Annotated in this window: 20 protein-coding genes and 1 pseudogene; 12 read left to right on the top strand and 9 right to left on the bottom strand. The window is 73.4% G+C overall.

Annotation, left to right across the window (positions count from 1 at the left end; genetic code table 11):
- The first annotated feature begins 305 nt into the window (after positions 1 to 305).
- Positions 306 to 932: a hypothetical protein gene (locus IE178_RS05315; protein ID WP_193511486.1), complete on the top strand. Its 627-nt coding sequence runs from the start codon at positions 306 to 308 to the stop codon at positions 930 to 932.
- Between the two features lie 141 nt (positions 933 to 1073).
- Entirely contained in the window at positions 1074 to 1871 is a 798-nt protein-coding gene (locus IE178_RS05320) for an IclR family transcriptional regulator (RefSeq protein ID WP_193511487.1), read from the top strand.
- Between the two features lie 24 nt (positions 1872 to 1895).
- On the opposite strand, the gene IE178_RS05325 is transcribed toward IE178_RS05320, so the two are convergent.
- The 4 genes from IE178_RS05325 to IE178_RS05340 all read right to left on the bottom strand — a co-directional run bounded on the left by IE178_RS05325 (position 1896) and on the right by IE178_RS05340 (position 9949).
- On the bottom strand, positions 1896 to 6587 hold the full coding sequence (locus IE178_RS05325) for a hypothetical protein (RefSeq protein WP_193511488.1): 4692 nt from the start codon (positions 6585 to 6587) through the stop codon (positions 1896 to 1898).
- 34 nt (positions 6588 to 6621) lie between these two features.
- A complete protein-coding gene (locus IE178_RS05330) occupies positions 6622 to 7503 on the bottom strand; it encodes a hypothetical protein (protein ID WP_184766359.1) in 882 nt (293 codons plus the stop codon).
- A gap of 109 nt (positions 7504 to 7612) precedes the next feature.
- Positions 7613 to 9139, bottom strand: a complete 1527-nt coding sequence (locus tag IE178_RS05335) for a hypothetical protein (RefSeq protein ID WP_193511489.1) — start codon at positions 9137 to 9139, stop codon at positions 7613 to 7615.
- 105 nt (positions 9140 to 9244) lie between these two features.
- Positions 9245 to 9949: a GntR family transcriptional regulator gene (locus IE178_RS05340; protein WP_184766357.1), complete on the bottom strand. Its 705-nt coding sequence runs from the start codon at positions 9947 to 9949 to the stop codon at positions 9245 to 9247.
- A 134-nt stretch (positions 9950 to 10083) separates the two neighbouring features.
- Here IE178_RS05340 and IE178_RS05345 point away from each other — a divergent pair, with 134 nt between their 5' ends.
- The 5 genes from IE178_RS05345 (at position 10084) to IE178_RS05365 (ending at position 14578) form a co-directional block, all read left to right on the top strand.
- Positions 10084 to 11403, top strand: coding sequence for an MFS transporter (locus tag IE178_RS05345; protein WP_193511490.1), 1320 nt, complete (start codon positions 10084 to 10086; stop codon positions 11401 to 11403).
- Positions 11400 to 12245 carry a putative hydro-lyase gene (locus IE178_RS05350; protein WP_193511491.1) on the top strand — a complete coding sequence of 282 codons (846 nt, stop codon included), beginning with the start codon at positions 11400 to 11402 and terminating at the stop codon, positions 12243 to 12245. The genes IE178_RS05345 and IE178_RS05350 overlap by 4 nt, the downstream gene beginning before the upstream one ends.
- A gap of 82 nt (positions 12246 to 12327) precedes the next feature.
- Positions 12328 to 13086 carry a LamB/YcsF family protein gene (locus tag IE178_RS05355; RefSeq protein WP_184766354.1) on the top strand — a complete coding sequence of 253 codons (759 nt, stop codon included), beginning with the start codon at positions 12328 to 12330 and terminating at the stop codon, positions 13084 to 13086.
- Positions 13083 to 13712, top strand: coding sequence for a 5-oxoprolinase subunit B family protein (locus tag IE178_RS05360; RefSeq protein ID WP_184766353.1), 630 nt, complete (start codon positions 13083 to 13085; stop codon positions 13710 to 13712). The genes IE178_RS05355 and IE178_RS05360 overlap by 4 nt, the downstream gene beginning before the upstream one ends.
- Positions 13709 to 14578: a 5-oxoprolinase subunit C family protein gene (locus tag IE178_RS05365; protein WP_193511492.1), complete on the top strand. Its 870-nt coding sequence runs from the start codon at positions 13709 to 13711 to the stop codon at positions 14576 to 14578. The genes IE178_RS05360 and IE178_RS05365 overlap by 4 nt, the downstream gene beginning before the upstream one ends.
- A 30-nt stretch (positions 14579 to 14608) precedes the next feature.
- Here the strand turns inward: IE178_RS05365 and IE178_RS36875 are convergent, their stop codons facing one another.
- The 4 genes and pseudogenes from IE178_RS36875 to IE178_RS05380 all read right to left on the bottom strand — a co-directional run bounded on the left by IE178_RS36875 (position 14609) and on the right by IE178_RS05380 (position 17415).
- Positions 14609 to 14983: a GDSL-type esterase/lipase family protein gene (locus IE178_RS36875; RefSeq protein ID WP_193511493.1), complete on the bottom strand. Its 375-nt coding sequence runs from the start codon at positions 14981 to 14983 to the stop codon at positions 14609 to 14611.
- A gap of 28 nt (positions 14984 to 15011) precedes the next feature.
- A pseudogene (locus tag IE178_RS36880) lies at positions 15012 to 15142 on the bottom strand (glycosyltransferase family 1 protein); the annotation flags it as partial.
- Between the two features lie 162 nt (positions 15143 to 15304).
- Positions 15305 to 16723, bottom strand: coding sequence for a HEAT repeat domain-containing protein (locus IE178_RS05375; RefSeq protein ID WP_193511494.1), 1419 nt, complete (start codon positions 16721 to 16723; stop codon positions 15305 to 15307).
- Between the two features lie 299 nt (positions 16724 to 17022).
- Positions 17023 to 17415: an ankyrin repeat domain-containing protein gene (locus IE178_RS05380; RefSeq protein ID WP_193511495.1), complete on the bottom strand. Its 393-nt coding sequence runs from the start codon at positions 17413 to 17415 to the stop codon at positions 17023 to 17025.
- Positions 17416 to 17684: 269 nt separating this feature from the next.
- On the opposite strand from IE178_RS05380, the gene IE178_RS05385 reads away from it, so the two are divergent.
- Together IE178_RS05385 and IE178_RS05390 are read left to right on the top strand one after the other, a co-directional pair.
- Positions 17685 to 17879 (top strand): hypothetical protein, encoded by a 195-nt coding sequence (locus tag IE178_RS05385; RefSeq protein ID WP_193511496.1) that lies wholly within the window; start codon positions 17685 to 17687, stop codon positions 17877 to 17879.
- A 49-nt stretch (positions 17880 to 17928) separates the two neighbouring features.
- Positions 17929 to 19707, top strand: a complete 1779-nt coding sequence (locus tag IE178_RS05390) for a P-loop NTPase family protein (RefSeq protein ID WP_193511497.1) — start codon at positions 17929 to 17931, stop codon at positions 19705 to 19707.
- 150 nt (positions 19708 to 19857) lie between these two features.
- On the opposite strand, the gene IE178_RS05395 is transcribed toward IE178_RS05390, so the two are convergent.
- Positions 19858 to 21357, bottom strand: coding sequence for an SCO1417 family PLP biosynthesis transcription factor (locus tag IE178_RS05395; protein WP_193511498.1), 1500 nt, complete (start codon positions 21355 to 21357; stop codon positions 19858 to 19860).
- A 100-nt stretch (positions 21358 to 21457) separates the two neighbouring features.
- Here IE178_RS05395 and yczE point away from each other — a divergent pair, with 100 nt between their 5' ends.
- From yczE to IE178_RS05410, 3 genes are read left to right on the top strand one after another with little or no spacing between them, the layout of a single operon-like run.
- Complete coding sequence (gene yczE, locus IE178_RS05400) at positions 21458 to 22123, top strand: membrane protein YczE (protein WP_184766347.1); 666 nt, start codon at positions 21458 to 21460, stop codon at positions 22121 to 22123.
- On the top strand, positions 22120 to 22887 hold the full coding sequence (locus tag IE178_RS05405; protein WP_193511499.1) for a glycerophosphodiester phosphodiesterase family protein: 768 nt from the start codon (positions 22120 to 22122) through the stop codon (positions 22885 to 22887). Before yczE ends, IE178_RS05405 begins: the two co-directional genes overlap by 4 nt.
- A gap of 49 nt (positions 22888 to 22936) precedes the next feature.
- Positions 22937 to 24283 (top strand): MFS transporter, encoded by a 1347-nt coding sequence (locus IE178_RS05410; RefSeq protein WP_193511500.1) that lies wholly within the window; start codon positions 22937 to 22939, stop codon positions 24281 to 24283.
- Positions 24284 to 24500 lie beyond the last annotated feature (217 nt).

Here is a 24500-nt window from a genome sequence, read left to right on the forward strand (position 1 = left end):
TCCGCGCCGACGGCGGGGGATGGTGAGTTGTCCGGCCATTGCGGGAGATTGCCTCCCGGAATCCGGGGCACTCGCCACGTGCCCATCTCCCGTAAGAGCGGGAACGGTTGGCCGGAATCCTTCCCACTCGGGAATCTTCGGGACGCGCCGTTCGTCCTTCTCTGTGGGAAATGGGGGCGGAATCGGCCACAGGAGCCGTGTCCCGCACTCGGGCGGCGTAGAAGAGCGCAAGCCGGGCAGCCACTGGACAACCGGGTCTTTGGACACGAGCGGGCGGTCTGCCGGCGGTGGGGAGTGACACGTTGATGGGCACGGCGGAGCGGCGCGAGGCGCCCGAGGGCGGCGCGGCGGCGCAGATGACGAAGCGGCAGGATGCCGGGCCGCGCGGGCGCGGCGGAGCCGCGGACGAACGCGGGGCGGCCGACGGACGCGGCGCCGCGGCGACCGGGCGCGGGACGGAGCACGAGGGGCGGCCCGGCGGCGGGCAGCGGACGACCCCGCAGGGCAGTGGCGGGTCCGTGGACGCCCGCGACCCGGCCACCTACCGGCCACTGTGGGTCGAGGAGCCGGCTCGGCGGCGCCGGTTGCCGGATCCGGTGCGGACGACTGCCGTACGGGCGGTGCTCATCATCGCGATAACGCTGATTCAGGCCATGGTCGCCTTCCTGTGCACGCTGGCGGAGTCGTGGCTGGCGTTCCCCATGGTCATCAGCAGCGTCGCCAGTACGATCCTGGCCACCTGGGCGGCGCTGGACGTGTGGGTGACCCGCCAGGTCTGGAACCAGCGCAATGGCGTGGTGTCCGCACCCAGCAGTACCGCGCGGGCCCTGCGGCGCGAGCGGCGCCGCGCCCGTCGTCAGGAGCGCTCCGCCCAGCGGGCGCAGGCCCGAATACGCCGACGCGGTGGAGCCGGTCAGTTGTCGCACTCCTGACACCGTCGGGGCCCTCGGTACCATGATGTCTCGTAGGGCGCACCACCACGCGTCCTGCGCAACAGTTACCGGGCGGGTGGGCGCCGCATCGAGGTCGAGAGGCAACGGCCCGGACCGGACCGACGGACGGTGAGCCGAGCCATGACCCGCGCGCAGCAACAGCCCGGGCGGAGCGGTACGGGCGCGACGAGTGCCGTGCAGTCGGTGGACCGTGCTGTGAGCGTGCTGGAGATCCTCGCCCGGCACGGCGAGGCGGGCGTCACCGAGATCGCCGGTGAACTGGGCGTGCACAAGTCCACGGCCTTCCGGCTGCTCGGTGTCCTCGAGAACCGGGGGCTCGTGGCCCAGGCCAAGGACCGTGGAAAGTACTACCTGGGGGCCGGCGTGCTGCGCCTCGCGGGGGCGGCGGCGGTGCGGCTGGACATCTCGCAGGAGGGCGTCCCGGTGTGCCGGGAACTCGCCGACGAGCTGGGCGAGACGGTGAACATAGCGGTGCTGGACGACGACGCCGCCGTCAACATCATGCAGGCCCGCGGCACGGCGGCGGTCACGGCGCAGAACTGGCTGGGCAGACGCACTCCCCTGCACGCCACCGCCGGAGGGAAGGTGTTTCTGACCCACATGACACCCGTCCTTCGAGAAGGTCACCTCTCCCGTCCGCTGCACCGGTTCACGGAACACACGATCACCGGGGCGTCGGCGCTGCGCGGTGAGCTGGAGACGGTGATCGAGCGGGGATTCGCCGCCACGCTGGAGGAGCTGGAACCGGGACTCGCGGCCGTCGCGGCACCGGTCCGCGCGCACGACGGCACGGTGATCGCGGCGCTCAGTGTCTCGGGTCCGGTGTACCGGCTGAACGCGGACCGGCTGCCCGAGTTGGGCAGCCGGACGGCGACGGCGGCGGCCGAGCTGTCCCGGCGCATGGGCTACGGCCTTTGAGCCGCGGCCGGCGAAGACGCCTGATCAGCCACCCGCCGGGGCGGGCCGCTTGAACATGCGGGTCGCGGTGATCTCGCTGTGCGCCTCCTCCGCCGGGTCCTGCTGGGGAAGCCCGGGCCTCAGATGTTCCTCCACGCTGATGTACTTCAGGCCGGCCCGCAGGTCGGCGTCGTTGCGCAACCGGATGACCAGCGGGAACTCCGCGAGTGCCGTCGTGTCGAACAGGCCGGTGGTGTACAGCAGCTGCACGCCGAGCGCATCGGCGACCGCACGTTGCAGCTCCAGCAGGTAGGTGGCGTTGGCGCGGCCGATGGGATTGTCCAGGAACAGGGTTCCGGCGTGCCGGTGCTTGTCCCGGCCCCGGTCGTTGGAGCGCAGGGCGGCCATCGTGCAGTACAGGGCGATGGCCGCGGTGAGCAGCTGGCCGCCGGAGAAGACGTCGCCCATCTGGCCGACGGGCACCCGCTCGGCGCGCAGCACCGCGTCGGGCTTGAGGATCTCGACGGCGACGCCCTTCGGCTGGAGGGCCGCGGCGACTCCGCGCATCAGCAGGGACATGCCGTCGCGCCGCAGATCGGAGTTCTTCTTCACGGCCGCTCGGGTCGCCTCGTCGATGACCTCGCCGAGGCGCTCGGTGAGGGTGGCCTGGTCGGGTTCCTCGAAGCGGATGCGCAGGAACTCCTGCCCCGACCACTCGCCGAGGCCTTCGGGCAGCCGGGACAGCCGCTGCGCCGAACGCAGAGTGGCGAGGGCGGACTCGACCAGGCCCCGCAGCCGGTCCACGATCGAGTCGCGGTTGCGCTCCAGCTGTTCCAACTCGTCGGTGAGTACCCGCAGCCGGGGGGCGAAGGCGTCCGCCCACTTCTGGGCGTGCTCGGGCAGCGCGGAGGCGGGCAGTTCGCGGATCTGCTGGCGCGCGGGGGTGCGGACCTGTTCGTAGCGCGTGGAGTTGGCGTGCCGCACGAGGATGTCGCTCGCCTCGCGCACGGAGGACTCGGCGGCGGACAGGTCGGCGGCGCAGCCGCGCAGCGAACGGCGGGCCTCGGCGGCGGACTGCCGGGCCTCGTCCAGAGTGCCCGGGTAGGGCTCGGGCCGCTCCTGCTCCTCCTCGGGGGCGTGTTCGCGCAGCAGGTCGCGGAGCATGGCGGCGATCTCGTCGAAGCCGCCGGCCGCGTCCTCGGCGGCGCGGTGGGCGTCGAGCAGTTCGGCGTGGGCCTCCCGCGCCTGGTGCAACGCCTCGTTGCGGGAGGCGAGTTCGGTCGTGGCGGTGCGCAGAAGGGCTTGTGCGTGCTCGGCGTCGCGCGGCACCAGCTCCTCGGGGAGCTCGGTGTGCGCCTCCCCGTCCTCGGGTGCGAGCCGCTCGGCCTCGCCGCGCAGCCGCCCGAGCTGTTCGCTCGCGCTGGACATTCGGGTTTCCAGCAGCTGCACCAGTTCCTCGGCCCGGACGGCGGCGGCCTGCCGGCTGGGCCCGTCGGAACCGTCGGGTGACTGGAGCAACTGTTCCGCGCGGGTGCGGACCTTGTTGCTGAGCCGGTCCAGTTCGGCGCGGGCCGCGCTCTCGTCGCTCTCCGCTCGGGCCTGTTCGGCACGCAGATCGGCGCCGACGCCTACCTTCTCGTACAGCTGGGACGCGGCCCGGTACGCCTCACGCAGGGCGGGCAGGGACGCCTGCGGCGTTCCGGTGCCGTCCTCGGGTACGTCGTCGGGGGCGCCCGCGATCTCGGAGCGCTCGGCGCGCAGCGCACGCGCGGTGCGCCGGGCGTCGTCGGCGGCACGCTGGGCGCCACGCCGGTCCTCGTCGGCGGCGCGCGCTCGCTCCAGGCAGGCCTGGGCGCGGGCTTCCGCCTCGGCCGCGTCGTCGGCCAGTTCGCGCAGTTTGACCTGCCAGCCGGCCCGTTCGCGCAGCCGGGAGGCGAGCCCGGCGAGGGCGTCGGCCGCGCGCCGGGCCTTCTGCGCGGCATCCTGCCGCTCGTCACGGACCTGGGCGGCCTCGGCGGCGGCCTCCTCGGCCTCCGCACGGACGGTGCGTGCCTCGGCCAGCTCGCCCTCGGCCTCCTCGGCGAACGCCCGCGCCTCCCGCGCGGTACCGGCCAGCTCGGTGAGCCGTCCGGCGGGACAGCCGGTGCGCCAGGAGGAGAGCCGGGCGGCCAGTTCCCGGTCCTTGCCGAGCCGGGCGGCGAGCGCGCGGATCTCCTCGTCCCGCTCGGTCGCCCGCGCGCGCAGTGCCTGCCGTTCCTCGTCGGCGGCGTGCTCGTCGTGCATGGCCGGGTTCGGCGGCACGAGGAAGACGTCACCGGTGTCCGTGCCGGGCGCCGGGGTGGGGGCGAGCAGTGCGGCGGCCGTGCCGACGGCGACGGCGGACCGGGGCAGCAGGGCGGCGTCGCTCAGCGCCTCGCGGGCGCGCAGGTGGGAGCCCGGGTCGGTGATGATGACGCCGTCGACCAGCTCGGGGCGGGCGGCCAGGACCCGCGCGTGGTCGGCGGGGTCGACAGCCTGCGCGAGGTAGCGCCACCCGGGGAGTGCCGGGATGCCGTGTTCGCCGAGGAACTCGACGGTCGCCAGCACGTCCGGTCCGGGTGGCAGCAGCCCGCCGTCACCGAGGGCGCCGAGGATGCGGGAGTCGTCGGCCGCGGCGGTCCGCAGGTCGAACAGCTGCCGTTCGGCGGAGGAGACGGCGTCGTCCAGCAGTTCACGCAGGTCGTCGGCGAACCGGTCGAGTTCCTCGGCGGTCAGGGTGCCGTCGCCGAGGGGATGCGCGGGCGCCGTGCCGTCACTCCCGGCCGCCGTGCGCCGGTTGCCTGCCGCCCCGCCGGCCACGTGGTCCCCGCCGGTGCGGGGGCCCGGCACGCCGGCGCGCTTTTCGCCGGAGGTTCCCGGCAGGCTCAGCAGTTCGGCCAGCCGCTCCTCGGCGGCGAGCGCCTCGGCGGTGCGGCGCTCGCCCTCGTGGGCGCGCTCGGCCGCCGTGGCGGCGTCCGCCGCGCGGGCCGCGGTGAGTTCCGCGCGGCTTTCGGCGGCGGCCGCCTCGCGCGCGTGCTCGGTGGCCCGGCGGGATGCCTCGCGGGCGGTGTCCCAGGCGGCGACCGCCGTCTTCTCCGCGTCGCTCGCGGCGAGGGCGGCCCGGGCGGGGTCGGCGTCGGGGGCACTGTCGTCGAGCCAGCCAGCCCGGACCGCCTCGGCGGTCTCCTGTTCGACCTCGGTGAGCCGCTGCCGCAGGTGCCCGATCTCGCTGCGGGCCCGTTGTGCCTCGGTGGCGGCGGCGGTGGAGTCGCGATAGGCGGTCTCGCTGACCTCTTGGAGGGCGGCGGACCGCTCCTCCTCCTCGTTGGCGAGGTTCTCGGCGTTCTGCGCGGCCGCGTGCAGGGCCCGCACCAGGTCGACGGCGGCCTTGGCCCGCGCGGCCAGCGCGGGGGCCGCGTCCCGCTCTGCCTCCTGGATGGCGGCGGACACCCGTGTGACCCGGTCGGCGGCGGCGCGGTGGCGCAGCGCGGACTCGGCGGCCTGCCAGGCCGAGTACAGCGTGCGCGCGTCGGCGAGTTCGCGTTTCTGGGCGGCGGCGGACTTCTCGGCGGCGGCGAGCGCCAGGGAGGCGTGGCGGTAGGCGAGTTCCGCGGAGATCAGCGCGCTGTGCTCACGGGCCGACTCGGCGTGGGTGACGGCGTACGCGGCGGCGGTGACCCGCCCGGCCAGGTCGGCGGCGCGGACGCGTTCCTGCGCGCCGCGTGCGGAGAGTCGGCGGGCCAGGGTGCGGGTGCGGCGCTCGGCGGCGGTGTGGATCTCCCGCGCGCGGGTGCGCGCGTCGGCGGCCTCGACGATCCGGCCGAGGAGATCGGCCGAGCCGGCGGTGAATTCCCGTTCGGCGATCAGCTCGGCGCGCCGGCCCAGCTTGTTGCCGAAGCCGCTGACCAGGTCGGCGAGTCCGTCGGTGTCCCGGGTGTCGGTGACGGCTCGCAGCAGCAGGTCGGTGAAGTCGGAGTCCTTCTTCACCGCGAAGAGACCGGCGGCCTCGCCCTCGTCGGCGTTCATCTCCCGCTGGTAGCGGAAGAGTTCGGGGTCGAGTCCGAGGTCGCCGAGGTGTTCGGTCCAGCGCTCGTGGATCTCCTCCCAGTGCACCTCCAGGTGCGGGTACGTCTTGCCGGCCTCGGTGAGGGCGTCCCGGAAGCCCTTCATGGTGCGGCGGCGTCCCCGTGCGCCCGACTGGCCCTCGCCGGGCGGGCGCACGGCCGTGGACTCGGCGACGGGGAGGTTGTCGAGGCTGAGGCCGGGGCCGGGGCGGAAGGAGTACCAGGCCTCGGCGAACTTCCTCGGGTCGTTGGAGACCTGACGGCCCCGCCACTCGCTGACCTTGCCGACGACGACGCACTCCCCGGTCTGCACGTGCTGCCATTCCAGCGCCACATGGCCGCAGTCGTCGGCGAGCAGGAACTTGCGCAGCACGCCGCTGCTGGCGCCGCCGAGGGTGTTGCGGTGGCCCGGGAGCATCACGGAGAAGATCAGCTTCAGCAGGACCGACTTGCCGCCGCCGTTCTCCAGGAAGAGCACCCCGGCGGGCGCGGGCCGGCGCGGCGGGCCGACGGGCTCCTCCTCGAAGAACTCCGCCTGGGTGGGGGCGGGGTCGGGCACTGCTCCGCCGACGCCGCGCAGGTCGAGCACGGTGTCGGCGTAGCGCGCACCGGCCGGCCCGATGGAGTAGAGGCGGACCCGGGACAGCTCGTACATGGCGGACTCTCGTGAGGCTGTGTGAGGTGGGGGTTCAGGCGGAGTGGAACGGCAGGCCGGCGTCGGCGACCAGTTCGAGGTCGTCGGTGTCCTCGGGCGGTAGCAGGGTGGGGGTGCCGTCGGTGACGGGAACGACGCCCAGCTCCAGCAGTTCGGCCATGGCGGCGCCGCCCGCCAGGTCGCGCACCTGGAGCTGGTAGCGGGCCGTGGTGCGGTAGGTGCCGCCGTTGTCGTCGCCGGTGCGCTGCAGGAAGCCGGAGTCGGTGAGGAAGGTGACGGCCTTGGCGACGATGCCGGTGGTGGAGCCGGCGAGCCGGCGTGCGTCCTTGGTGGCGCCGGTCGCGCTGCGCCTGGCCCAGATCCGCCAGGCGGCCTCGAGACCGGGGGCGTCGCTGGCCGGGTCGGTGTTCTCGCCCTGCTCCGCGGCCCGCTGCTCGAGACGGTTGCAGGCCTGGCGGACGAAGGCGTCGACGCCGTTGACCGTGACGCGTCCGATGTAGCCGTCGTCGGCGAGGTCCTCGGGGCGGGGGAAGGCCATGGCGGCGACGGCGAGGTGGGCGAGCCCGTGCAGGAACCGGTCGCCGCCGTCGGCGGAGGTGCGGCGCGCGTAGTCGCCCATGCGGACCGCGAAGACGGAGTCCTCGGCCGCGGTGACGGCCATGCCCGCGCGCGGGGACACTTCCAGCACGATCAGTCCGAGGCCGGTGGCGACGGCGTCGGCGAGCCGTGCGAACGGCGGGTCCTCGCGGTAGCGGCGCAGCAGGTCCGCGTACTCCTGGTCGCGGGCGGGCTGGAGCTTGGGCTGGAGGCCGAAGGCGACAAGCCGCGCCGCGTCGGCGGCGTCGGCGGGCGTGACGGCGGCGCTCGCCGGTGCGGCCACGGCCTCCGGCTCACTCCACTCGACGTGCTCGGTCACGGTCGGGACTCCTTGCTCTTGAAAACGTCGGTGCGGGCTGCTCGCTCAGGGGCGCGGGGAGCGGCGCGATCTGCCGCCGGGGAGCCGCGGCCGCCCGCCGGCGGAACCCTCATGCCGCCTCCGTGCGGTCCGCGGCCATGCCCGCCGCGTCCAGCAGGGCCGTGCCGACGACGAGGTCGGCTCCGCCGAACTCGGGGTCGTCGAGCTCGGTGCCGTCGTCCACGGCGAACAGCAGCTTCCGTTCGCCCTGGCGGTAGGCGGTGCCGACCGGCGGGCTGGCCGCGTGAATGGCCAGCAGGGCGACCAGGTAGGGCAGTTCGGGGTCCTGGCGGCGGGCGTCGGCGAGCAGCCCGGACAGCCGGCGCGGGGCGTCGGCCGGCAGGTCGAGCAGCTCTGTCGCGGCCGCCAGCTGCTCTTCGCTGAAGCGGCTGTCGTCAGGCGTGGCGATCAGGTCGGGCTCCGGCATCTCGGCGCCGAGGTGCTCGCGCTCCACGGGCGGTGTCAGCAGGATCTCGACGAGGTCGCCGACCCGGACGGACACCGGGGTGCGCAGTCCGGTGCCGTGGGCGAAGAAGGCGTCGGTGACCCGGGCCGCCCGCTCCACGGGCAGGGGCAGCAGGGGCGCCAGGAGGTGGCCGTAGAGGTCCGTGCCCGCGGTCGACGTGGGGGTGGCGAAGGCCTGCCGGTCCTGTTCGGCGCGGAACAGCGGGCCGGCCTCCAGCAGCCGGGACTGAAGCTGCGTGTGGCGGCGGATGCAGTCCTTGACGATGTCCACCAGCTCGGCCGCCCGGCGCTTGTGCTCGGGGTCCTCGGACTCGTCGCGGGCCTTGCGGATGTTGGTGAGGATCGCGTTCTCGTGGCGGTAGCGGTCCGCCACATGGTCGAGGGCCTCGGCGATCATGTCGGGCACGGCGCTCAGCCAGTCCACCGCGCGTACGTTGCGGCGGGTGGCGTCCAGGGCCCGGCGCAGGGTCTCGGAGTACTGCACGGTCCGGTAGCGGGCCTGCTCCGCGGCGAGCTGGGCGTCGGCGAGCCTGCCCCGGCTGATCAGCACCTCCAGCTTGACCTCGGCGGCGATCTGCGCGCTGGTGACGTCGGTGTCCAGGGCCCCGACCAGGACGTTGACCGCTTCGTCGGTGGTGCGCAGGTACACCGTGCCGCCGGGTCCGGGGACCTCCTCGATCAGCTTGAAGTCGTAGTCTCGGCGCACATAGGTGCCGTCCGCCGCGAACACGCCGTACACCGCTCGGAAGCCGCGGTCGACGCTGCCGACATTGATCAGGTTCTCCATGACCCAGCGGGCGACCCGCTCGTGCTCGGCGGCGGGACGGCGCGGGGCCTGGGCGGCGATGCGCGGGATGAGCCGGGCGACGATCTGGTCGTGGTCCGCGCCCGTGTCGAAGTCCATGTTCAGCGTGACCAGGTCGATGGCCGCGAGGGCGATCTCCGCCATGCCGTACACCGAGTACTCACCGGCCAGGTTGGCCTTGCGGGCGTCGAGGTCGTGCAGGGGCGCGGTGCACGCGAGCGCGCGCAGCCGGCGCGCCAGACCCTCGTCGGCGGCCGGGCCCGGCGCGGGCCGCGGCCCCGCGCTGAGCTGGGGCGGAACGCTGTCCGTCGATGCAGGCGAAGTCACGGTGCACAGACTAGGTCCTCGATCTGACAACGACCCAAACGAGGCAGATGCGCCCCGCCGTCACGGTTGTCACACCACCGTCGCGCAGCCGTGCGGAGGCCGGGTTCAGCCGCCCTGCCCGTCCTCCCCGACCCGGCGCCGGTACACCTCCACCACCCGCTCCAGCGAGACGTCGAGGTAGGCCGCGAGGAGTTGCTCGGCCTTCTCCCGGTCGCCGGCCCGCAAGGCTTCCAGGATCGCGACATTTCGTGCGATGTACGGTTCGTGCAGTCGTCTGGGCTCGTCCACCACGTGGAAGGCGAGCCGCAGTTCGGCGAAGACGCTGCGCATCAGTTCGTCGGTCCGCTCGCTGGCGGCGAGGGCCACCAGCTCCCGGTGGAAGTGGATGTTGGCCGTACCCACGCCTTTCCAGTCACCTTCGCGTGCCGCCGCGCGTCCCTCCTCCACCACCTCGGCGAGCGCGCCGAGCGCGTAGGGCGGGTCACCGAGACCGCGTACGACGGCGCACTCGACGAGCCGGCGGGTGCGGTAGATGTCCTCGACGTCCTCGACGGTCAGCACCCGGACGAACACGCCCCGGTTCAGTTCGTGGACGAGCAGCCGTTCGTGCGTGAGCAGCCGGAACGCCTCGCGCAGCGTGTTGCGGGAGACACCGAGCGCGCCGCCGATGCTGTCCTCCGACAGCCGGGTTCCGGGCGGGAAGTACCCCTCGGCGATCCGGCTTCGGAGGATGTCCGCGACCCGCTCGGCGGTGCTGGTGCGGCCCAACAGGGCGCGGTCGTCGGCCAGTCCGCTCAGCTGCTCTGCCATGCCCGGAATTCAATCGCACACGGAAGGACGAGACAACATGGGTATTGAAGGATCGTTCAACGATCCTCTACCTTGCTCCGCACGGCACGGCTCACTTCTTCCAGCACGCTCCGTCCTCCCTCTGCGAGGTGCCCATGAGCACGACCCCTCCACCGCAGGCACTCACCGACGAACCACGCCCCGCAGCGTCCCGACACGCCGCCGGCGACGGGGCGTTCGGCTGGCTGCGCGCGCTCGGACCGCGGGGCCGACGCGCCTTCGGCGGCGCGTTCGGCGGCTATGCCCTGGATTCGTACGACTACTTCACGCTGCCGCTGACCATGGTGACGCTGTCCGCGTACTTCGGTCTGAACAGCGGACAGACCGGCCTGCTCACGACCGTCACCCTGGTGGTCTCCGCGGTCGGCGGCGCCCTCGCCGGCGTGCTGGCGGACCGCATCGGCCGGGTGAAGGCGCTGCTCCTGACGGTGATCACCTACGCGGTGTTCACCGTGGCCTGCGGCTTCGCGCCCAACTACGAGACGCTGCTGGTGTTCCGCGCGCTCCAGGGCCTCGGCTTCGGCGGCGAGTGGGCGGTCGGCGCGATCCTGGTCGCCGAGTACGCGAGCGCCAGGCACCGGGGCCGTACCCTCGGCGCCGTCCAGAGTTCGTGGGCCGTGGGCTGGGCGCTGGCCGTGATCGTCTACACGGCGGTCTTCTCGCTGGTCGACGACGATCTGGCCTGGCGGGTGATGTTCTGGACCGGTGCGCTGCCGGCGCTGCTCGTGGTATGGGTGCGGCGCAGTGTGCGGGACGCGCCCGAGGCGGTCGCCGCGCGGGAGAAGAGCGCCCGGAAGGGCTCGTTCGCGGCGATCTTCCGGCCCGGCCGGGCGGGATCCCCGGGCCTGCTGCGCACCACGCTCTTCGCCGTGCTGCTCTCCACCGGCGTCCAGGGCGGCTACTACACCCTCGCCACCTGGGTGCCGACGTATCTGAAGACGGAGCGCGACCTGTCGGTCGTCGGCACCGGCGGCTATCTGACGTTCCTGATCTCGGGTGCCTTCATCGGCTATCTGACCGGCGGTTACCTCACCGACCGGCTGGGCCGCCGGCGCAACATCTGGCTGTTCGCCCTGCTGTCCGCGATCTGCGTCCTGGCGTACACGAACATCCCGAGCGGCGCCGACACCCTGGTCCTGGTGCTCGGTTTCCCGCTGGGGTTCTGCATGTCGGCGATCTTCAGCGGCTTCGGTTCCTATCTGAGCGAGTTGTACCCGACGGCGGTTCGCGGTACGGGCCAGGGCTTCACGTACAACACCGGACGTGCCGTCGGCGCGGTCTTCCCCACGACGGTCGGTTTCCTGGCCGACAGCTGGGGCGTGGGCGGCGCGCTGGTCTTCGGCGCCATCGGCTACGGCCTCGCGGCGCTGGCACTGCTGGGGCTGCCGGAGACGCGCGGGAAGGAACTGGAGTGAGCCACACCGACGACCGTCCGACCACCTCCACGGACGACCGCCCCGTGACCCTCGTCGACGAGCACGCGCACGCGTGGAGCCCGCGAGCCGCGCGCGCCCGCTTCCGGGAGGGGCTGGCGGGCCCCACGGCCGGTGTGGCCGTGGGGCACACCCAGGCCAATCTGATCTCGGTGCCCGCCGACTGGGCGTACGACATGCTGTTGTTCTGCCAGCGCAACCCCAAGCCCTGTCCGGTCCTGGACGTCACCGACGCCGGATCGGTCACCACCGTCCTCGCCGCGGACGCGGACCTGCGCACCGATCTGCCGCGCTACCGGGTGTGGGAGAACGGCGAGTTGGTGGACGAGCCGACGGATGTGCGGGCGTACTGGCGCGATGATCTGGTGTCGTTCCTGATCGGATGCAGCTTCACGTTCGAGGGGGCGTTGACGGCGGCGGGCGTTCCGGTCCGCCACGTGGAGCAGGGCCGCAACGTTCCCATGTACGTGACGAGTTGGCAGTGCCGTCCGGCGGGACGGCTGCGCGGGCCGATGGTGGTGTCCATGCGGCCGGTGCCGCCCCGGCACCTCTCCGCGGCGATCCGGGAGAGCAGTCTGCTGCCGGCGGTGCACGGCGGTCCGGTGCACTGCGGCGAACCCTTCGGGCTGGGCATCGACGACCTCGGCCGCCCCGACTTCGGCGACCCGGTGGACTTCGAGCCCGACGACATCCCGGTGTTCTGGGCCTGCGGGGTGACTCCGCAGGCCGCGGTCATGGCCTCCCGTCCGCCGTTCGCCCTCACGCACGCGCCGGGGCAGATGTTCCTCGGCGACGCCCGCGACGAGCAGTACCGCGTCGCGTGACGTCCGGCGGGGCATGACCTCCCACGTGGCATGCCGGTCCCGGGGCGTGTGCACGTGTCCCGAGAAGGAGAACGAAGGATTCATGACCTCGATCGATCTGAACGCCGACCTCGGCGAGGGTTTCGGCCGCTGGCGGCTCACCGATGACGAACGGCTGTTGGCCGTCGTCACCAGCGCCAACGTGGCCTGCGGTTTCCACGCCGGTGACGCGGCCACCATGCGCCGGGTGTGCGAGCTCGCGGCCGAGCGCGGGGTGCGGATCGGCGCCCAGGTCTCCTACCGGGACCTGGCGGGGTTCGGGCGGCGCGCGATGGACGTGCCGCCTGCCGAGCTCGCGGCCGAAGTGGCCTACCAGATCGGCGCCCTGGAGGTGTTCGCCCGCGCGGCGGGCGCACGCGTGGCCTACGTGAAACCGCACGGGGCGCTGTACAACCGTGTCGTGCGCGACGAGGAGCAGGCGGGTGCGGTCGTCGACGGGGTGGTGCTCGCGGACGCCACGCTGCCCGTGCTGGGCCTGCCCGGCTCACGTCTGCTGGAAGTGGCCCGGAAGGCGGGTCTGCCGGTGGTCACGGAGGCGTTCGCCGACCGGGCGTACACCGACGAGGGCACGCTGGTGCCACGCCGTCAGGAGGGCGCGGTGGTCACGGACCCGAAGGCGGTGGTGGCACGCTCGCTGGACCTGGCCCGTCATGGGGAGGTCGACGCCCGGTCGGGGCGGCGTATCGAGGTGCGGGCGCGTTCCCTGTGTCTGCACGGCGACACGCCCGGCGCGGTGGAACTGGCACGCCGGGTGCGGGACTCCCTGGAGGCGTCCGGCGTCCGGGTGGAGGCCTTCGCATGAGGGTGCTGCCCGTCGGCGAGGACGCCCTGCTCGTCGAGGTCTCCTCGGGCGACGAGGCCCAGGCGCTCCACGCGGAGCTGCTGCGACGCCGCGCGGAGGGCTCCCTGCCGGTCGGCGAGATCGTTCCCGCGGCGCGCACGGTCCTGCTCGACGGCCTGTCCGATCCCGCCCGGCTGGCCGCCGAACTGACCGCACGCGAACTGCCCCCCGCGCCCCCGCGCGCGGCGCAGACGGTCGAGATCCCGGTGCGCTACGACGGCCCGGACCTCGCCCAGGTCGCGGCGCACTGGGGTGTGTCCGCCCGGGAGGTGGCCCGCATCCACGCGGGCGCCGCGTTCCGTGTCGCCTTCTGCGGCTTCGCGCCCGGCTTCGGCTACCTCACGGGACTGCCGTCGCGCTACGACGTGCCCCGCCGGCCGACTCCGCGCACGGCGGTACCGGCCGGTTCGGTTGCGCTGGCGGGGCCGTACACCGGCGTGTATCCGCGCTCCTCGCCGGGCGGTTGGCAGCTGATCGGTACGACCGACCTCGTGCTGTGGGACCACGCGCGCGTGCCGGCGGCGCTGCTCTCGCCCGGCACGCGCGTGCGTTTCGTCCCGGTGGCCACGACGGAGCCCGCGACATGACGGACCGAGCGCTCGTCGTCGTACGAGCGGGAGCCCTGACCACCGTGCAGGACCGGGGCCGTCCCGGACACGCCCACCTCGGCGTACCCCGCTCCGGGGCACTGGACGGGCCGGCGGCGGCGCTCGCCAACCGGCTGGCCGGCAACCCGCCGGACGCGGCCGTCCTGGAGACGACGCTCAACGGCTGTTCCGTACGCCCTCGTTCGGCGGTCACCGTGGCGGTCGCCGGGGCCCCCTGCCGGGTCACCGTGGACGGCCGTCCGGTCGCCTGGGGGGCGCCGGTACGCGTGCGCGCCGGGTCCGTTGTCGACGTCGGGGCGGCGACGTCCGGGGTACGCGCCTATCTGGCCGTCTCCGGTGGGGTCGCCGTCGAGCCGGTGCTGGGCAGCCGCTCCACGGACCTGCTCTCCGGCCTCGGCCCCGCCCCCGTCACGGACGGTGCGGTGCTCCCCCTCGGGACCCCGCGGGAGGGCCACGCGCACGTGGACGTCGCCCCGCAGCCGGCGCCCCCGGACGAGCTCGTGCTGCGGGTGACCCCGGGCCCGCGCGACGACTGGTTCACCCCTGCCGCGGTACGGACCCTCACGTCCCGCACGTACCGGGTGTCCTCCGCCAGCAACCGCATCGGGCTGCGCACCACCGGACCGCCCCTGGAACGGGCCAGGCCGGAGGAGCTCCCGAGCGAGGGCCTGGTGCTGGGCGCGGTCCAGGTGCCGCCCGACGGCACACCGGTGGTCTTCCTGGCCGACCATCCGACCACCGGGGGCTACCCGGTGATCGCGGTCGTACGCCCCACCGACCTCCCGGCCGCCGCCCAGGCGACCCCCGGCACCCCGGTCCGCTTCATCGCCGTACGACGCCGCTGAACCCTGGCCGGCCAGGGGGTGTCGTTCGGATCAGGCCGACTTCCGGGAAACGGCGCCTCGCGGCCGAGCCGAGCGGGGTCCGGTGCGTGCGGCCGCAAGGCGGAGGAGGGCGCCAGTGCGGAGCCCTGGGCGACCGACGACAACGCGGCGGGTGCGGCGCATGGGGTCGCTGACGCCGACGACGACGGAGACGAGCCCGGGCCGCAGCGCCAGGGCGGCGGGCAGCTGCCGCTCGAGCACCTCGCGCGTCCGCGCCCCGCTCACCGCGAGGTCGGTGAACCGCGCCGGCTCCGCGCCCAGCGACGGCGCGAGCAACGCCGCCCAGCCCCGCCATCCGCCGCCGACCCGCTCACCGATCCCCTCGGTCAGCGAGTCCCCGAGGGCCACGAAGGGCAGCGGTCTCACGAGAGCCCCCGGACGCGACCTGTCGTACCGGCGCGGTGGCGGGGGCGACGACGACGGGGGCATGGCCGCGCTCGACGAGGTGCCGGGCGGTCTGGAGCGCGCAGTGGGCCACGCCGTTCACATCGGGGGGAAGGTTTCGGTCACGATGACGACACGCATACCGGTGTTGTCGCCGCGCCGGACGTGATCACGTCAACATGGATCTCTCCGCGCGGAGAACGCGCCGTGAGCGTTGGACCCCCGGCCCCAGCAGGTCAGGCCGCATCCATACGCACCTGATTCGCGGGCCATCCGCCGTTCATGCCGCGGTGCGCGAGCGGGTCACACGGCGGTCTCCTCGGGACCGATGCGGCTGCGTACCGCGGTCTGCACCTCGGCCTCCTCGGCCGGGTCGGCGGCGAGCCGGCGCAGACGCTCGACGACCCGGGTGTCCCCGGTCTCGGCGTGCCGGGCGGCGATCTCGCGGGTGGTCTCCTCGCAGTCCCAGAGGCACTCGACGGCGAAGCCGGTGCCGAAGGAGGGGTCGGTCGCGGCCAGGGCGCGGGCGGCCCGGCCCCGCAGATGGGAGGAGGCGGTCTCGCGGTAGATGTGGCGGAGCACGGGGGCGGCGCAGGCGATGCCGAGACGTCCGGCGCCGTCGACGAGCGTCCACAGGGTGGGCGCGTCGGGGCCCTCGCCCCGTACCGCCTCCCGCAGCGCCGCGAGGACGGTGTCCCGGTCGTGTACCCCGCCCCGGCAGGCGAGGACCCGGCCGGCGGCGGCGCCCAGCGGGTCGGGCCGGCGGGCCCAGCCACGCGCCCGGTCGACGGCGGCGAGACTGCGCATGCGTTCGAAGGCGTCGACGGCGGCCTCCACGACGACCGCCGATCCGGTGGCCACGGCGCCCTCGATCAGGGGCAGGGCGTCGGGGTCGTTGCAGTCCGCGAGGTACCGCAGGGCGGTGCACCGGGCTCCCTCGGTGCCGTCCTTGGCGGCCCGGACGATCTCCGGCCGGTCCTCGGGGCCCGCCACGGCGGTGAGGCAGCGGGCGGCCGGGACGTGGAGCGCGGCGCCGCGTTCGATGCCTTGCTGCGCCCACTCGAACACGGCCTGGACGCTCCAGCCGGGGCGGGGCCCGGTGGGACGCATCTGCCGCTGCCAGCGGTCGAAACAGCCGGTCTCCTGGGCGGCACGCACGCGTGTGGCGATGGATGCGCGCGGATCGTCGGCCCACAGACGCCAGGGCCGTGGCTCGAAGGCGTCGCGGACGGTGGCGGCCAGTTCCGCTTCGCCCTCGGCGTCGGTGGCGAACCGCGCGAGGACCGGGGCGGCGAGGGCGCGCAGACCCGCGTCGTCGTCCCGCAGGGCCAGCTCGTCCAGGGCCCAGGCCCAGTTGGTGCCGTGGGCGGCGTACCTGCGCAACAGGGCGAGGGCGTCCCACCTGCCGTAGGAGGCGAGATGGCCGAGGACGGCCAGGGCGAGTCCGGTGCGCGACTCGTCGGTGTCGAGGATGTCCTCGGCGTCGAAGAGATGGGCCTCGATCGCGTCCAGTTCGCCGTGCAGATCGAGGTAGAGGCGGGCGTAGTAGAGGGAGCGGTTCTCCACCTGCCAGTCGTGGCGCGGGTCGCGCAGCACACAGTGGTTCAGCGCCGCGAGCGCTTCGGATCGCGGGGCGGTGAGCGCGTGCAGCGTGCCGTCGCCGCGGCCCCGCTGGAGCAGGCCGAGCAGCGTACCGCTGGGCGCTATGACCGGATCGAACATGGGAAACAGCCTCATATCAAGCGTCGACGCAACCGGGGACGTGCCTTACCTGGCCACGTGACAACACGTCGGGGCGCCCGCCGTTTCCTGCTTGCTGTAGACCATTTCTCTCTGCCTCTCGTCGGTGGCCCATGCGGACCGATCACGGCCCGCGCGGTGCGGCAACACCTGCCCAGCCATCGCGTCCGTGAATCACTTCGTCATGATGACCCGGCGGTCACACCTACCGCGACCGAAATTTCGGCGGCCCTGTACCGCCTCCCCCGTTTTCCGTGTCGTCGCTGGTCAGAGCATGTCGTTCAGCGCTCACCGAACAGGTCGAGCAATTCCGTACGGCCGAACATCCTGGCGGTGTCGACGGCCGAGGGGGTGCCGGCGGACGGATCGGCGCCGCCCTTCAGGAGGGCCTCGATCACCTCGGTCTCGCCCTTGAAGACCGCCCCCGCGAGTGGCGTCTGGCCCCGGTCGTTGACGCGGTCGGCGTCGGCGCCGCGCTCCAGCAGCGCGCGTACCGCGTCGGCGTGGCCGTGATAGGCGGCGAGCATCACGAGCGAGTCGCCGCGGTCGTTGGTGAGGTCGGCCGGCACACCCGCGTCGACGTAGGCCACGAGTTCGCTGGTCCGGCCGCGCCGGGCCAGATCGAAGATCTTGGTCGCGAGCTCCACGACCTCGGGGTCGGGGGCTTCAGTCATCGGCCGGACCACCTCTCACTGCACACGCACCTGCTGCGTGCTTCGGGGACAGGACGTACGTCTGCGAGCGGTGCAGAGCCGTACGGGTGAATCGCCAGCGTACTGGCTCGCGCGACACATGAGCCGATGCGCCCGAGGTAAAGATCACGGCAGGACCATCCGAGGGTAAATGCCGAGAAAGCACCCAGTTGCACCTTTTATCGTATAGATACATTCTGTGAGCCTGGAAGTACTCATGGTGACTGTCCCCGCAAACCAGGAGAACTCACATGATCATCTCGGTCTCATGCGTGGTCCTGCTCGGCATCGTCGTCTTCGTCTTCTTCCGCAAGGACGGGCTGAAGGCGTCGCACGCCTTGGTGGCGATGCTGTTCGGCTTCTATCTGGCCAGCACGGCCATCGCACCCAGCATCAAGGCGGGCGGCGAAAGCCTGGCCGGCCTCCTGGGCGGATTCAAGTTCTGATCCGCCCGACCACACCCCGCCCGCCCGTACGCATCGTCTGGAGGCAGCAGTGGCCCGGCGCCCTCTCCCCCGCATTCTGAGCAACGGCGGCGCACCGCTCGCCCGGAGCCGGGAGCTGGCCAGGACGGCGGCCGACAGCGCCACGGATGTCCTCCACCCGCTGATCACCATCACGCGCGGCCTGCGCCGGCTGGCCTCGGCCGGACGGCGCAGGTGGGCCGACACGCCCAAGGACAGGCGCGGCGCGCTGCTCTTCATGGTGGCGTCGGTCGTGCTGGTCGTGGCGCTGGCGCCGTACGGTCCGCTGCTCGCCGTCATCACCCTGATGGCGGCGGCCGCCTGGCAGGGCCGGGACCGCACCCCGTCGGCACCCGACGGACCCGACGCGTCGCAGGCCCAGCGCCTGCAGTCGCTCTACGACGCCCTGGTGCCGTACTTCTCGACCGCCGAGGACCCCGAACCGCTCTACGCCCACGGCGGCGACTGGACGAAGACCTTCTCGGAGTACGAGTTCGACGGCACGGGCCGGATCGCACACCTGGTGATCCGCTACCCCGCCTACTTCACCGACGCCGAGCCGGAGTCCCGGGCGCGGATCGAGCATCTGCTCGGCGCCAAGTCGGGGCGCGGCCGCGAGTACCACTTCGCGTGGGACGAGGAGGGCAACCAGCTCACGGTCCGCGTCCTCGCGCCCCTGCCCACCGACATCGCCGCCCAGCCCTTCGTCACGGCACCGGGCGAGACGGTCCTCGGCTTCACGGACCCCACCGGGGTGCAGCGCACGCTGCCGCTCACCCACGGCGCCCACGGCGAGGAGCGGCGCGACGTTCCCCCCGTGGTCTGGCGCACCGGTATCCGCTCCACCGAACCCCATCTGCTCGCGGTCGGACAGCCGGGCAGCGGCACCTCGACCCTGCTGCGCTCCATCGCCCTGCAGGCCCTCCACCACGGCGACGTGGTGATCGTCGACGGTGGCGGCACCGGCGAGTACGCCTGCCTGACCGGCCGGGACGGCGTGCTCGCCGTCGAGTGCGGTCTGACGGGGTCGCTGGCCATCCTGGAATGGGCCGCACAGGAGACGGAGCGCCGGCTGATCGCCGCCCACCGTGCTCATCAGGCGGGCGACCCGCCGCCCGAGGACACCAGGCGTCCCCTGTGGCTCCTGCTGGACCGGCCGAGCGCGTTCACCCACCTGGCCGCCGCGGACGACCGCAAGGATCCCCAGTCGCTGCTCCAGGTCCCGCTGCGGCACGGCCGCCCGGCGAACGTCACCGTGGTCGTCGCCGATCAGCTCGACAGCCTGGACGCCCTCGGCGAGCCGGTGCGGCAGCACACACGCGCGCGGGTCGTCCTCGGTCCCGCGACGGCGGAGCAGCTGGCGGCCGTCCTGGGGGCACCCCCGCACACCACACCCGTCGATCAGGTCCCCCCGGGACGCGGCTACGCCCGCCTGGGCGTGGGGCCGGTGCACCGCCTCCAGGTCCCGGCGACACCGGACCCGTACGACGACGCGACCAGCGACGCCCACCGGCAGGCGGTCCTGGACCTGCTGCCGCCCCGTACGACTCCGGCGGACGAGGAGCCGGAGCGGCTGGAGCCGGGACGCGTGGAGCCGGATGCCGTGAACCTGGAGAAGGCGGCGAGGGAGAAGGTGCCCGCCGCGGCGGGCGCCACCGAGGCCGAGGCGGGCGCGGAGCAGGCGGCCACGGGCGCGGGCGTCGAGACGACAACGCCCAGGGAAACCGTGCCCGAGGAGACCGTGCGCAAGGAGACCGTGCCCGCGGAGGCGGACGTCACGGAGGCGGCGGTCGCGGAATCCTCTTCCTGACCGGCCCGCCCCCGGGGCCTGCGACGGCCACCGCGGCGAGCGGTGCCGTCACCGCCGCGTGGACGACTGTCCGCGCCGGGGGCGCCGGGCCCGGCCCGGTCGCCACCGGCTCCGCTCCGCCGAAAGCCCGGCCGCGCCCCCCGTCGCGCGCTACGCCACGAAGGTGCGCGGTGTCTCCGCCCCGGACGTGCCGCCCGACTCGACGATCCGTGCCGCCGCGGCCAGGCGTACCGCCGCCTCCTCGGCGACGGCACCGCCCACCGTGAACGGCAGCCGCACGTACCCCTCGAACGCCCCGTCGACCCCGAAGCGGGGCCCGGACGGCACCCGCACGCCGACCCGCTCGCCCGCCTCGGCGAGCCGCGAGCCGGAGAGCCCTCCGGTGCGCACCCACAGCGTGAGCCCGCCCCGCGGCACCTCGAACTCCCAGTCGGGCAGCTCCCGCCGTACCGCGCTCACCAGCTCGTCCCGGTTCTGCCGGGCCTGGGCGCGTCGCATCTCCACCGCCTGCTCCCAGCCGCCGGTGCCGAACAGCCAGTTCACGGCCAGCTGTTCCAGTACCGGCGTGCCCAGATCGGCGTACGCGCGTGCGGCGACGAGGCTGCGGATCACGTCGGGGGCCGCGCGCACCCAGCCGATGCGCATCCCGGCCCAGAAGGCCTTGCTCGCCGAGCCGACCGTGATCACCGTGGACCCGGCCGGGTCGAAGGCGCAGACCGGGCGCGGCATCTCCACATCGGCGTCGAGCCACAGCTCGCTCATCGTCTCGTCGGCGATCAGCACCGTGCCCGCCGAGCGCGCCGCGTCCACCAGACGGCGCCGCTGGTCCTCGCCGGCGAGGGCACCGGTCGGATTGTGGAAGTCGGCGACGACGTAGGCGATACGGGGCGCCGCCTCCCGCAGTACCTGGCGCCAGCGGTCCATGTCCCAGCCGGCCAGGCCCTCGGCCATGGCCACGGGGACGAGCCGGGCGCCGGCCTCCCGCATCAGCTGGAGGATGTTGGCGTAGGACGGCGACTCGACGGCGATGCGTTCGCCGCGCCCTCCGAAGAGGTGACAGATGGCGTCGATGGCGCCCATGGCGCCCGTCGTCACCATGATCTGCTCGGGCATGGTCGGGATGCCCCGCGCGGTGTAGCGGTCGGCGATCATCGCGCGCAGCGCGGGCAGCCCGGCGGGATAGTCGCCATGGGTGTGCGCGTACGGCGGAAGCTCTTCCAGAGCGCCCTGGACGGCACGGGTGAGCCATGGCTCGGGCGCCGGCAGCGCGGCGCAGCCGAGGTCGATCACCGAGCCGAGCGCTTCGGGCGGCAGTGGTTCCAGCCCTCGCGCGGGCACCGGATTGCCCGCCGGGACCGCGGTCCAGCTGCCCGCGCCGCGCCGCGACTCCAGGAAGCCCTCGGCGCGCAGCGCCTCGTAGGCGGCGGCGACGGTGGTGCGGCTCACGGACAGGCCGAGGGCGAGCTCCCGCTCGGCGGGCAGCCGCGCCGCCACCGGCACGCGCCCCTCGAGCACCAGCAGGCGGATGCCGTCGGCGAGCGCGCGGTAGGCGGGCGGACGGCGGGTTCCCGGGCCGGTCGGGCCGCCCTGCTGGGACTTGAGCAGCCGGGCGAGCTGAGCCGCGCCCACCGCGGAGGTCCACTGGGCCATGAGAATCAGTCCACCTTCCCCTGATTGGCCATGGATAACATCATCAGCCAAGCCACAGGGTGTCACGCATCGGTCCACTTCCACCACAGGGGGGCACATTTTGGCCAGGTACTCGTCCCGGCACGGACATCTCGCACGACGGCTGTTCCAGCTGTACGCCGGACTGGCGCTGTACGGCGCGAGCTCGGCGCTGCTGGTGCGGTCGGGGCTCGGTCTCGAGCCGTGGAACGTGCTGCACCAGGGCCTGTCCGAGCGGACGGGGCTGTCGATGGGCGTGGTGCTGACCATCCTGGGCGCGGCGGTGCTGTTGCTGTGGATTCCGCTGCGTCAGCGGCCCGGGCTGGGCACGGTCTCCAATGTGCTGGTGATCGGCGCGGCGATGGACGCGACCCTGACCGTGGTGCCGGACGCGCACGGTCTGGCCGTCCGCGTGCCGCTGCTGGCGGCGGGCATCGTGCTGAACGGCGCGGCGACCGGGCTGTACATCGCGGCGCGCTTCGGTGCGGGCCCGCGCGACGGCCTGATGACGGGACTGCACCAGCGCACCGGGGTTTCGATCCGCGTTGTCCGCACGGCCATCGAGATCACGGTGGTGGTCACGGGCTTCGTCCTCGGCGGCACGGTGGGCGTCGGCACCCTGCTGTACGCGGTGGCGATCGGTCCGCTCGCCCAGCTCTTCCTGCGCGCGTTCGCCGTTCCCTCGGCATCCGACGGCAGCACGGTCGTTGCCACCGGTCGACCGCGGCGAGCGATACTGCGTCCGTGACCCCGCGGATACGCCACCCCTACCTCGATCATCCCGGCCCGATCCCCTTCGCCCACCGGGGCGGAGCGGCGGACGGGCTGGAGAACACCGTGCGGCAGTTCCGGTGCGCCGTCGAGGCGGGCTACCGGTACATCGAGACCGACGTGCACGCCACGCGTGACGGCCGGCTGGTCGCCTTCCACGACGCGACCCTCGACCGGGTGACGGACGGCGCGGGCCGGATCGCCGACCTGCCGTGGCGCGACGTGGCGCACGCGCGCGTGGCGGGCGAGGAACCGGTCCCCCTGTTCGAGGAGCTCCTGGAGACCTTCCCCGAGGTGCGCTGGAACGTCGACGTGAAGGCCGAAGCGGCCCTGCTGCCCTTTCTGGACCTGATCGAGCGCACCGGCTCCTGGGACCGGATCTGCCTCGGCTCGTTCTCCGAGGCCCGCGTGGTGCGGGCACAGCGGCTGGCCGGCCCGCGGCTGGCCACCTCGTACGGCACCCGGGGCGTGCTGAACCTGCGGCTGCGGTCCTGGGGGCTGCCGGCCACGGTGCGCCGGTCGGCCGTCGCCGCCCAGGTTCCCGAGGAGCAGTCGGGCATCCGGGTGGTCGATCACCGCTTCGTGCGGGCCGCCCACGCGCGCGGGCTGCGGGTACATGTATGGACGATCAACGAGGCCGAGCGGATGCACCGGCTCCTGGACCTGGGAGTGGATGGCATCATGACCGATCACATCGACACACTGCGCAAGGTCATGGAGGACCGCGGCATCTGGGTCTGACACCCCGTGCCCCGCCTCCGCGCGGTCACGGGGAAGCGAGGGGGCACGGGTGGACACCGACACCGTGCGGTCACCGGTGGGGGACGAGGCCGCTAAGCGGCGGCGCGAGCAGCGCGGCTGGTACGTCTACGACTGGGCGTGCTCCGTGTACTCCACGAGCGTGCTCACCGTGTTCCTCGGCCCCTATCTGACGTCGGTCGCCGAGGCGGCGGCGGACGCGGACGGGTTCGTCCACCCGCTGGGCATACCGGTACGCGCGGGGTCCTTCTTCGCCTACTCCGTCTCCCTGTCGGTGATCGTGGCCGTGCTGGTGATGCCGCTGGTGGGCGCCGCCGCGGACCGCACCGGGCGCAAGAAGCCGCTCCTCGCGGCCGCCGCCTACACCGGGGCCGCGGCGACTGCGGGCATGTTCTTCCTCGGCGGCGAGCGCTACCTGCTGGGCGGGGTGCTGCTGATCGTGGCCAACGCGGCGCAGTCCGTGGCGATGATGCTCTACAACTCCTATCTGCCGCAGATCGCCCCGCCCGGGGAACGCGACGCGGTCTCCTCGCGCGGGTGGGCGTTCGGGTACGCGGCCGGAGCCCTGGTTCTGGTCGCGAACCTCGTGCTCTACACCGGCCACGAGGGCTTCGGCGTCTCCGAGGGCATGGCGGTGCGCATCTGCCTGGCGTCGGCGGGGCTGTGGTGGGGTGCCTTCGCGGTGGTGCCGCTGCGCCGGCTGCGCGACCGCCGCGCTCCCGCGCGGGAGGCCGCCCTGCCGGGCTTCCGGCAGCTCGCGGCGACCGTCCGCGACATGCGGCGGCACCCGCTGACGCTCGCCTTCCTGCTGGCGTACCTGGTCTACAACGACGGCATCCAGACGGTGATCTCCCAGGCCTCGGTGTACGGCTCCGAGGAACTGGGGCTCGAACAGTCGACGCTCATCGTCGCCGTGCTCCTCGTCCAGATCCTGGCGGTGGCCGGCGCGCTCGCGCTGGGCCGGCTGGCCCGGCGGTACGGGGCCAAACGCACGATCCTCGGCTCCCTCGTAGCCTGGACCCTGACCCTGGCAGCCGGGTACTTCCTGCCCGCCGGGGCACCTGGGTGGTTCTTCGTGCTGGCCGCCGGAATCGGCCTGGTCCTCGGCGGCAGTCAGGCGCTGTCCCGCTCGCTCTTCTCCCATCTCGTGCCGCCCGGCAAGGAGGCCGAGTACTTCTCGGCGTACGAGGTGAGCGACCGCGGGATGAGCTGGCTCGGGCCGCTGCTGTTCGGGCTCACCTACCAGCTGACGGGCAGCTACCGGGACGCGATCATCTCCCTCGTGGGCTTCTTCGTCCTGGGATTCGCGCTCCTCGCGCGGGTGCCGGTGCGCCGTGCCATCGCCGACGCGGGCAACCCGGTTCCCGAGCGGATTTAGCGCTCGGCGCGAAAGGGCTGTAGTGTACGCGTTTGGCCTGCCAGGCGTACCGTTACTGCGCGTCAAAGATGCCGAAACGCTGTGTCACATCTGCTAGCGGATGTGACAAACCGGGCGCCGGTGGGTACTGCACTGGTTGACAAGGCTGCGGCTACGACGGCGCGCATGACCCGGAACGGGACACGGAACGGGAATCTTTACCGCCGACCGGACGTTG

The sequence above is a fragment of the Streptomyces griseoloalbus genome, assembly GCA_014650015.1.
In the GTDB taxonomy this organism is placed as follows: Bacteria; Actinomycetota; Actinomycetes; order Streptomycetales; family Streptomycetaceae; genus Streptomyces; species Streptomyces griseoloalbus.